At 71.3% G+C, this 8,915-nt stretch carries 9 protein-coding genes, 1 tRNA gene and 2 pseudogenes; 7 read left to right on the top strand and 5 right to left on the bottom strand.

The genetic code is table 11. The features are described 5' to 3' along the window. From AC2CHE_RS26030 to AC2CHE_RS26015, 4 genes are all read left to right on the top strand, one after another. Positions 1–1,094: alpha-ketoacid dehydrogenase subunit beta (locus AC2CHE_RS26030; protein ID WP_484507475.1), on the top strand; the 1,094-nt coding region annotated here is incomplete at its 5' end. Between the two features lie 109 nt (positions 1,095–1,203). After that, complete coding sequence (locus tag AC2CHE_RS26025; protein ID WP_484507474.1) at positions 1,204–1,641, top strand: DUF3052 domain-containing protein; 438 nt, start codon at positions 1,204–1,206, stop codon at positions 1,639–1,641. Positions 1,642–1,694: 53 nt separating this feature from the next. Next, positions 1,695–2,159 (top strand): peroxiredoxin, encoded by a 465-nt coding sequence (locus AC2CHE_RS26020; RefSeq protein WP_484507473.1) that lies wholly within the window; start codon positions 1,695–1,697, stop codon positions 2,157–2,159. Positions 2,160–2,245: 86 nt separating this feature from the next. After that, positions 2,246–2,320: transfer RNA gene (locus AC2CHE_RS26015), tRNA-Val, on the top strand. A gap of 7 nt (positions 2,321–2,327) precedes the next feature. On the opposite strand, the gene AC2CHE_RS26010 is transcribed toward AC2CHE_RS26015, so the two are convergent. Further along, positions 2,328–2,498 carry a hypothetical protein gene (locus tag AC2CHE_RS26010; RefSeq protein WP_484507472.1) on the bottom strand — a complete coding sequence of 57 codons (171 nt, stop codon included), beginning with the start codon at positions 2,496–2,498 and terminating at the stop codon, positions 2,328–2,330. Between the two features lie 100 nt (positions 2,499–2,598). Here AC2CHE_RS26010 and AC2CHE_RS26005 point away from each other — a divergent pair. Further along, positions 2,599–3,395 (top strand): annotated as a pseudogene (locus AC2CHE_RS26005) (alpha/beta fold hydrolase). 276 nt (positions 3,396–3,671) lie between these two features. On the opposite strand, the gene AC2CHE_RS26000 reads toward AC2CHE_RS26005, so the two are convergent. From AC2CHE_RS26000 to AC2CHE_RS25990, 3 genes are all read right to left on the bottom strand, one after another. Further along, a complete protein-coding gene (locus AC2CHE_RS26000; protein WP_484507471.1) occupies positions 3,672–4,604 on the bottom strand; it encodes a phosphotransferase in 933 nt (310 codons plus the stop codon). Between the two features lie 124 nt (positions 4,605–4,728). After that, positions 4,729–6,075, bottom strand: coding sequence for a glycosyltransferase (locus AC2CHE_RS25995; protein WP_484507470.1), 1,347 nt, complete (start codon positions 6,073–6,075; stop codon positions 4,729–4,731). Next, entirely contained in the window at positions 6,072–6,257 is a 186-nt protein-coding gene (locus tag AC2CHE_RS25990; protein WP_484507469.1) for a hypothetical protein, read from the bottom strand. The genes AC2CHE_RS25995 and AC2CHE_RS25990 overlap by 4 nt, the downstream gene beginning before the upstream one ends. Positions 6,258–6,649: 392 nt before the next feature. Here AC2CHE_RS25990 and AC2CHE_RS25985 point away from each other — a divergent pair, with 392 nt between their 5' ends. Next, a complete protein-coding gene (locus tag AC2CHE_RS25985; protein ID WP_484507468.1) occupies positions 6,650–7,795 on the top strand; it encodes a polysaccharide pyruvyl transferase family protein in 1,146 nt (381 codons plus the stop codon). Positions 7,796–7,813: 18 nt separating this feature from the next. Here the strand turns inward: AC2CHE_RS25985 and AC2CHE_RS25980 are convergent, their stop codons facing one another. Further along, positions 7,814–8,020 carry a hypothetical protein gene (locus tag AC2CHE_RS25980; protein WP_484507467.1) on the bottom strand — a complete coding sequence of 69 codons (207 nt, stop codon included), beginning with the start codon at positions 8,018–8,020 and terminating at the stop codon, positions 7,814–7,816. Positions 8,021–8,259: 239 nt separating this feature from the next. Here AC2CHE_RS25980 and AC2CHE_RS25975 point away from each other — a divergent pair. Beyond that, positions 8,260–8,915, top strand: a pseudogene (locus AC2CHE_RS25975) (ATP-dependent helicase); the annotation flags it as partial.

The raw sequence follows: 8,915 nt of genomic DNA, 5'->3' as shown, positions 1-8,915 counted from the left end.
CCGCCGGCCCCGACGCCGTGCCCCGGGCGGAGGCGTTCGGCGGCAAGCCGCCGGAACTGGCCGGGCCGCTCACCCTCGCGCAGAGCATCAACGCGGCGCTCACCGACGGGCTGCTCAGCCATCCGCAGATGGCGGTCTTCGGTGAGGACGTCGCCGTCAAGGGTGGCGTCTACGGGGTGACCAAGGGACTGCGTGACCGGTTCGGTGCCGCCCGGGTGTTCGACACGCTGCTCGACGAGACCTCGATCCTCGGCCTGGGCCTCGGCGCGGGGTTGGCCGGGATGCTGCCGGTGCCGGAGATCCAGTACCTGGCGTACCTGCACAACGCCGAGGACCAGTTGCGGGGCGAGGCGGCGACCATGCGCTTCTTCTCACAGGGAGCACTGCGCAATCCGATGGTGGTGCGGGTGGCCGGGCTGGCGTACCAGGAGGGCTTCGGCGGGCACTTCCACAACGACAACTCGGTGGCCGTACTGCGGGACGTGCCGGGCCTGGTGATCGCCGTGCCGGCACGGCCGGACGACGCGGCGGCGATGCTGCGGACCTGCCTGGCGAGCGCGACGGTGGACGGCAGCGTCTGCGTGTTCCTGGAGCCGATCGCGCTCTACCACACCCGGGACCTCTACACCGATGGTGATGGAGAGTGGCTGGCCGACTACGCTGAGCCAGGGGCCTGGGCCGGCGGCCACGTGCCGGTGGGACGAGCGCGCGTGTACGGGGTCGGTTCGGCCGAGGACGTAACCATCATCACCTTCGGCAATGGCGTACGGATGTCGTTGCGGGCGGCGTCGGCGCTGGCCGACGAGGGGATCGGCACCCGGGTCGTGGACCTGCGCTGGCTTGCGCCGCTGCCGGTGGCCGACCTCATCCGGGAGGCCGCCGCGACCGGCCGGGTGCTGGTGGTGGACGAGACCCGCCGATCCGGTGGGGTGGGTGAAGGGGTGATCGCTGCGCTGGTGGACGCCGGATATGTCGGAGCGGCACGCCGGGTGGCCGCAGTTGACTCTTTTGTGCCGCTGGGCCCGGCCGCCCGACAGGTGCTGGTATCCGAGGAGGCCATCACCCAGGGTGCCCGTACGCTGCTGGCACGGTAAATTTCGTTCCACCCGGTGCGCCACTTGCGCAGGAGGGCACAACTGTGTGGACTTTGCCTGACGGCGTCGAGTAGGCGCCGGCTCGGACGAGATGAGGAGGCACGCGACAGTGAGCGCGACCGCTGGTCAGGCTGCTGACGGGGTACGCAGCCTGGCGGACCGGTTCGGCATCGAGCCGGGGATGGTCGTCATGGAGATGGGCTACGACGAGGACGTCGACTCCGATCTCCGTGACGCCCTTACCGACCGTTGTGGAGATCTGGTCGACGAGGACACCGACGAGGTGGTCGACGCGGTGCTGGTCTGGTACCGGGATGGCGACGGTGATCTCTTCGAGCTACTCGTCGACGCCCTCGGCCCGCTGGCCGACAACGGGGTCGTGTGGCTGCTGACGCCCAAGGCCGGCCGCGACGGACACGTCGAGCCGAGCGACATCGCCGAGTCGGCACCCACCGCTGGTCTTCAGCAGACTTCCACGGTCAACGCCGGCAAGGACTGGAGCGGTGCCCGACTCGTGCTACGTCGTGGCGCCAAGGGCAAGAAGTAACCCGACCCACGGCGAGCGACTGGGGCCGTCCCGAACCGATCCGAGGAGTTCGCATGCCGATCGAGGTTGGCGCCGAGGCACCCGACTTCGAGTTGAAGGACCAGAACAACCAGCAGGTCCGACTCTCCGACTTCCGGGGCCGGCGTACCGTCCTGCTGGTCTTCTACCCGCTTGCGTTCACCGGGGTGTGCCAGGGTGAGCTGACCGAGGTACGGGACAACCTCGACGAGTACGTCAACGACGAGGTCCAGGTGCTGACCGTCAGCGTCGACTCGGTGTACGCCCACAAGATCTGGGCGGAGCAGGAGGGCTACCAGTTCCCACTGCTGTCCGACTTCTGGCCGCACGGCGCCGTTGCCCAGGCGTACGGCGTCTTCAACGAGGTCGCCGGCATCGCCAACCGGGGCACCTTCGTCATCGACCGGTCCGGCGTGGTGCGCTTCGCCGAGATGAACTCGCCCGGTGAGGCCCGCGACCAGCAGGGCTGGCGCAAGGCCCTGGCGGAGGCCACGGCCTGACCCGGCCCACCGGGCGCGAGGCGTCCGCCCGGGCCGGCGGGTGGCAGGGTAAGCTTGCCAACCGCCGGCCCGCCGTACGGCGTTCCGGGCGCGTAGCTCAGCGGGAGAGCACTCGCCTTACAAGCGAGGGGTCGCAGGTTCGAAACCTGCCGCGCCCACCAGCACCATCTAGTCGTTTCGTCCGTTCAGGGTGAACATCGCCGGCAGCAGGGTCAGCCCGAACAGGGCCAGCAGCACGCCGGATTTGAGGTCGAGCACGCCGAGCAGGCTGTCGACACGTTGTCGAGCAGGTCGACGACGACGGCCACCGCTCATCCGGGCGGGCACTTGGTAGGACATCGAGACTCACAGATATCTACCGGTGTCGGTCCTCCCGGCAGCGGTCGGCTCGGCCACCGGCGGATCGGGGTCGGTCCCGCGTCGGGCATGGGAGGAACGCATGAGCTACGCGCAGCTTGACGGTGTTCGACTCTGGTACGAGACAGAGGGCAAAGGTCGACCGCTGGTGCTGCTGCACGGCGGTCTCGGCGCGGCGGAGACCTTCGCCGCGATCCGGCCGGCGCTGGCGCGGCGTCGCCTGGTGGTCAGTGTCGATCTGCCAGGCCACGGCCGCACCGCCGACGTCGGTCGCCCCCTGCGGTACGAGTCGATGGCCGACGACGTGGCGGCGCTTATCGTTCATCTTGGTCTGGGCGAGGCCGAGGTGCTCGGCTTCTCCTTGGCGGCGGGGTCGCCGTGCGGTTGGCGGTTCAACACCGGCAACTGCTCCGCCGTCTCGTGGTGGTCTCCGCGCCGTGTCGACGGCAGGGCTGGTTTCCCGAGGTGCTCGTCGGTATGCCCGAGCCCGACGAGGCGGCCGCCGAGCGGATGCGCGGCACGCCGCCCGAGCAGCTCTACCGACGCGTGGCACCCCGCCCGCAGGACTGGCCACGGCTCTGGGCCAGGACCGGCGAGCTGCTGCGGCGTGACTACGACTGGTCGCCCGAGGTCGCGGCGATCACCACGCCGACGATGCTGGTCTTCGCCGACGCCGACTCGGTTCGCCCGGCGCACATGGTGGAGTTCTTCGGCCTGCTCGGCGGCGGCCACCGGGACGCCGGATGGGACGGCACCGATCGTCCGGCCGCCCGGCTGGCCATCCTTCCCGGGCTCACCCACTACGACATCGTCGACTCACCCGCCCTCCCCGCGGCGGTCCTTCCCTTCCTTACCCACCCGTCCACCCCGCCCACCTGACCCCCCACCTACCGCCCCCCGCCGCCCCCGTGCCCCGGGGGTCTAGGGGCTGTTGCGGGATCGCTGGCGGGGGGGGGGCGGGCGCCGCGCGCCGGGGGGGGGGGGGGGGGGGGGGGGGGCGGGGCGGCGCCGCCCCCGGGCCGGGGGGGGGGGGGGGCCCCCCCCCCCGCGGCTGGAGGCAGCAGCATCGGGGATATTGCTGCCTCGACGATCGGCGCGGGCGGCGCGGGGCGGCGCGGGGCGGCGCGGGGCGCGGGGTGGGGGGCGCGGGTGGGGTCAGGTGCGCTCGGCCAACCAGGTGAGCAGGACTTCGGCCTGGGCATGCTGGAACGCCCGGAGGGTGGGGATGCCCGGCGGCGAGGGCAGGCGGGCCCGGTCGGTGAAGAAGCCAGCCAGGCCGGCGTAGAGACCGGTCACCGTGTCGGGGTCGGCTGCGGCGGTGAGCGGTAGCCGACGTATCAGCGCCTCGGTGTCGTGCCCACCCTGCAGGCGTACGTCGAGCAGCAGCATCGCAGTGTCCAGCCAGTTCGGGCCGCGAGCCGCCCAGGGCCAGTCGACCACGGTGACGCGGCCGGCCCGGTCGACGAGCAGGTTGTCCGCGCGGAGATCCACATGGCAGAGGGTGTCGCCGGTCAGCGACGCGAGGCCATGGTCCGCCCTGGAGCAGAGGTCGTCGAGATGCGTCCGGGCCCAGGGGTTCAACTGCGGCGGCGGGTCGTCGACGATTCGCCGCCAGCCGGCGAATTCGTCGGCCAGCCGGTCGGCGATGGCCGGCACCTCCGTCAGCGGGCTGGGCGTGAGCGCTGCCGCCATTTGTTTCAGGGCGTCCAGCACCGCGTCGAGTTCCTCGGCGTGCCACGGGGTGACCGGGCTCCGGCCGTCGACGTCGGTGAGCACCAGCGCCACCCAGTGGCCGTCGTCGTGACAGCCGAGCAACCGGGGCGTCGGGGCGTACGCGGGCAGTGCGGCGGTGATCCGGGCCTCGGCCCGGTGCATGTTCGGGGTGTCCGGGTTCTGGGTCGGGCTGGCCGCCTTGACGAAGGCGCGACGGCCGTTGGCGGTGCGTACCCGGTCGGCGGTGCCGGGAGAGTATCCGCCCGGCTGCGACACCGCTTCGACCACCCGGTCGCCGAGGATCCGCTGCACGGCGGATCGGACATCGGGGGGCAACTGGGCCCACCGTAGCCGATTCCGCGTCTGCGTCCGCATGTCGTTCACGCTGCCCGGCGGGCATCTGGAGGGCAAGGCGTTTCCCGCCGGCGCGGGCACCCCCGCCGTCCAGGCCGGCGGGTGGCAGCCTTGACCTGCCACCCGCCGGCCCGCCGTGTCGCAGTCAGCTCGCCAGCACGACCTCCACCTGCTTCCGGGTGCCCCAACCGGTGCGCCAACACGTCACCGCCCCGTACCAGCGGATCACTCTCAACACCACCGCCGCGAGCACCACCGCGACCGGCGCCAACAGCCACGTCCACACCCGGCGACCGGTCGATTCATCAGATCGGCAGACCGTCAGATAACGCAACGTCTGTGCCCACCCCACGATGAACGTCACCGACAACAGCCACGGCAGTGCCGTGAGCGTCGGTTCGACCACCGGGGACACGAACACGACGGTCACGAACACCACCGTGGCGACCACCATCGACGCCCAACGCAGCAGGTGTGCCCACCAGGCGTACGACCGCAGCGGCAGGTACCGCACCCGCCACCAGGAGCGGATGAAACTGCCCCGCATCCACCGCAGATACATGCGGCACAGGTGCCCGAACCGGTCCGGCATCAACGCGAACGCGAACGCGGTCGGCTGCTGAACGGTGCGCCCCCTGACCATCGCGAACAAGGTCAACAGTGAATCATCCGAGAAGGTCACATCCCGGCCGAAGAACCTCTCCGTCAGGTAGCCGTCAAGGTTGTCGCGGACGACGGCTGCCCGATAGGCAGCGATCGGCCCGGAGTTGACCCACACCGCCCCGAACACCGACAGCGACGAGCGGTCGGTGAGCTGACCCGTGACAAACCACAGGTCGGTGATCCGCGCCAGAAACGACGATCCCACGTTCGCGGCCATCACCACCCCGGCCACCGACTGCACACGAGGATCAGCGAATGGCAGCAGCAGCTCTTCGAGCGCCCGAGGATCAGAAACCGTGTCCGAGTCGACCGTCCAGTAGATGTCCGCGTCGTCGGTTGTCCGTACGGCCACGGCCTGCGCGTGCCGCTTGCCGGCGTTGTCCTGGACATGCCATGACACCGCGATCCCCAAAGTGGGGGCAGTGGCGAGAAACCACCGCTTCACGGTCTCGTACCCGCCGACATCGGTCGAACCGTCGTCCACGACGTAGATGACGTCAGGTGTGCGGGTCTGCCTGGCCATGGATTCGAGGCAGGCACGCAGCGCCGCCGGATCCTCGTTGTAGACGGGCACGATCGCCACCACCCGCAACCCGTCCAGGTACTCACGAGCCCGGCCGGTCGCCGTCGCCGGCCGCTCCAGATAGGCGCCGCCGATCTGCCACAACAGCAACAGGAACATGCCCGCGTACACGTAGGTGAAACGGTGCCCTGCGCCGTCGAGAGCACCCGAGACCGCGAACACATGGTGTATCGCCCATACCGCCGCGGCGGCCAGCACGACCGCCGCGGCGAGCAGAACCCGTCGGGGTCCGATACGCGCGCTCATCCGTTGATCGACCGTCCGCGTCGGAACGTCAATCGGATCATGCAGGCGCCGGTGATCACCATCAGCACGCCGACAGCGGCGATGACCAGCGGCAACGACAGTTGCACTACGCCGACACCAGCCGTGCCACCGATGGTGATCACGTCGACTCCGGTGCGAGGCAGGGTGCTACCTGACGACATCGAGTACTCCGCTCGGGGCTGCGGGGGCTGTGGCGGCGGGCAGGGTGCAGCCCCAGTCGTGCCCCGGCCGCCGCGTGGATCAGCCGCTCGGGGTGCGGGATCCGGTCGACACCCTCGCAAAGCCGTCAACCAGGGTCAACCACGCTCTGTCACCCCATCGAGCTAATCTGTGACCGCCTGGGGCGCGTCGGAGTTGGCCGGTGCCGGCGGTAGTCGGCTTGTCGACAGCGGCCCCGCGTGGAATGCCGCAGTCTGTGCGGTCGGCCGCAAGTGCCGGCGGCGCCCCCGTCCGCCGGCTGCGTCGTCTGCTCGGGTCGCCGAGCAGGCCCCGAGGACTGTTCACCAGCGCAACGGGGAAGCGGCGAGCGGACGCACCTGGGGAGGAGCGAGGGATGACGCGTGCCGGACTGACCATCGGCGTGCTCGGCTCGTACGGCGGGCGCAACCTGGGCGACGAGGCGATCCTCACCGGCCTGCTGACCGATCTGCGCCAGCAGGAGCCGCACGCCCGGATCATCGTGTTCTCGCGGAATCCCGCACACACCGCGGTCGCCCATCCGGACGTGGAGGCGGTGCCGTGGGAGGGGGTCAGTCGGACCGACTCCGCCCTCGTACTGTCCCAGCTCGACCTGCTCATTCTGGGCGGCGGAGGCATCCTCTACGACAAGGAGGCACGCCGCTACCTGCGGGTGGTCCGGGTGGCGCAGGAGCGGGGTCTGCCGCTGCTGACGTACGCCGTCGGCGTCGGGCCGCTCACCGAGACGGTGGACACCGGCATGGTCCGGGAGACGCTGGGCGGTGCGGTCCAGGTGACCGTACGCGACCAGGAGTCGCGGATGGTGCTGGAGGAGGCCGGCCTGCTCAATCCGATCACCGTCACCGGCGACCCGGCGTTCCTGCTGGAACCGGAGGACTTTCCCGCGCAGTTCCTCCGGGAAGAGGGCGTGCCGGCCGGCAAACGGCTGGTCGGGATGAGTGTGCGGGAGCCGGGCCGGGCGGCGGAACGGCTGGACGTGGACGGATACCACCGGCTGCTGGCACAGATCGGTGACTTCCTGGTGCACCGGATCGATGCGCACGTGCTGTTCGTGCCGATGGAACGCGACGACATCCGGCACTCGCACGGGGTGCTGTCGCACATGATCGCCGCCGAGCGGGGGCGGATCCTGCACGGCACCTACTCACCGCAGCAGATCCTCGGGTTGATGCGTCACTTCGACCTGGCGGTCGGTATGCGCCTGCACTTCCTGATCTTCGCCGCGATGATGGGTACGCCGTTTCTGCCCCTGCCGTACGCCGGCAAGGTCTTCGACCTCGCGCAGCGACTCGGGGTGCCGGCGCTGCGCGGTGTGGAGCGTGAGGTGGAGGGCCCCCTGCTGGCCGAGGTGGACCAGTTGTGGGACGAGCGCGAGCAGCGAGCCGAGGTCACCGCCGAGCGGGTGGCGCGGGTGTGTGACGAGGCCAGGGGCACCTCTCAGGTCACCCGGGCGGTGCTGGAGAGCCTGCGCAACCGGTCTCTGGTCGAGGTCGGCGCCTGATCGGCGCGGCGGTCGGGCTCAGACCGCCGGCCCCCGCCAGCAGTAGCGCCACTGCTGGCGGTCGGTGTCGACGGACTCCAGCTCGTAGATCTCCGCTGCCGCCAGCCCTTGTGGCCCCAGGTGATGGTGGGTCAGTGGGGGCCGGCCGTTCGGGTCCAGTTCGACGGTGACGTGCTCACCGTCGGCCGTGCCGCCCAGCAGTGGGATCTCGACCGTGGATGCCATGCGACCATCCTGCCCCCGGCTCCCGGTGACCCGCAGGGTGAATCGAGATGATCCCGGTGTCATCCCGGTCTGGCACACGGCACGGGTCAGCGCGACTCGCGCAGCCTGACCCGGCGGCGGTGCAGCCGCCGATCACCAGGAGGTCGCACATGGCGGCGACGGTAGCCGGTCGACGCCGCCTATCCTGGCCCCGGGTCGCCGCCGACGTGGCGCGACCCACTCGGTCCGAGGGGGAGTGCGTGCTGGTCGTCCATGGGATGTGGCTGCCCGGCCGAGGGCTGGCGGTCTGGGCCGAGGACAGCACCCTGCCGGCCCAGGCCCCGCGCCGTCCCGGCCGGGCGCCGCGAGCTCGTCCCCACCCGTTCGCCGCCGAACACGCCACGCTGGCTGCGCTGCTGGCCGACGTCGCCGACCCGGACGACCTCGGCACGGCGCTGCTGCGCCTGCCCACCCGCGCCGGCTCGCCGCTGGACTCGCCGGAACTGGTCCGCACCACCGTCGTGGAACCGGTCCGTGGTCCGGTCACCCTCGCCGGGTGGCAGGTTCCGGTGCTGGCGTACGCCCCGGACGCCGCACTGTCGTTGCTGTGTGCCGTCGGGAAGCTCGCCACCGCGCCCGGCGCGAGCCTGCGGCACCTGGCCGAACTGGCCGACTTCGCCACCGACCTGGCCACCCGCGGCCGGGTCCTGCCCAGTCTCGCCGGTCCGTCCTCGGCCGCCCGGGCGTCCGACGCCCGGGCGGTGTGGCGGCCGTTGCTGAACGGCACGGACGCCGCCTGGGCCCGGTCGCTGGTACTGGCCCTGCCCCCCGCCGCCCGGGCCGTGGTCGAGGCGGAGCTGCCCGCGATGGCGCCCGGCGACCGGACCGGGCGTCGCGGGGCGGCCCCGCTGCAGGC

The sequence above is a fragment of the Micromonospora sp. ATLC16 genome, assembly GCF_057196645.1.
Note: the sequence above shows the minus strand (reverse complement) of the source record. Positions and strands in the feature narration are given on the sequence as shown.

Bases quoted from the DNA above. Each gene is read 5' to 3' on its own strand.
- AC2CHE_RS26020 (WP_484507473.1), top strand. From the start codon at position 1,695: ATGCCGATCGAGGTTGGCGCCGAGGCACCCGACTTCGAGTTGAAGGAC.
- AC2CHE_RS26010 (WP_484507472.1), bottom strand. From the start codon at position 2,498: ATGTCCTACCAAGTGCCCGCCCGGATGAGCGGTGGCCGTCGTCGTCGA.
- AC2CHE_RS26000 (WP_484507471.1), bottom strand. From the start codon at position 4,604: ATGCGGACGCAGACGCGGAATCGGCTACGGTGGGCCCAGTTGCCCCCC.
- AC2CHE_RS25995 (WP_484507470.1), bottom strand. From the start codon at position 6,075: ATGAGCGCGCGTATCGGACCCCGACGGGTTCTGCTCGCCGCGGCGGTC.
- AC2CHE_RS25990 (WP_484507469.1), bottom strand. From the start codon at position 6,257: ATGTCGTCAGGTAGCACCCTGCCTCGCACCGGAGTCGACGTGATCACC.
- AC2CHE_RS25985 (WP_484507468.1), top strand. From the start codon at position 6,650: ATGACGCGTGCCGGACTGACCATCGGCGTGCTCGGCTCGTACGGCGGG.
- AC2CHE_RS25980 (WP_484507467.1), bottom strand. From the start codon at position 8,020: ATGGCATCCACGGTCGAGATCCCACTGCTGGGCGGCACGGCCGACGGT.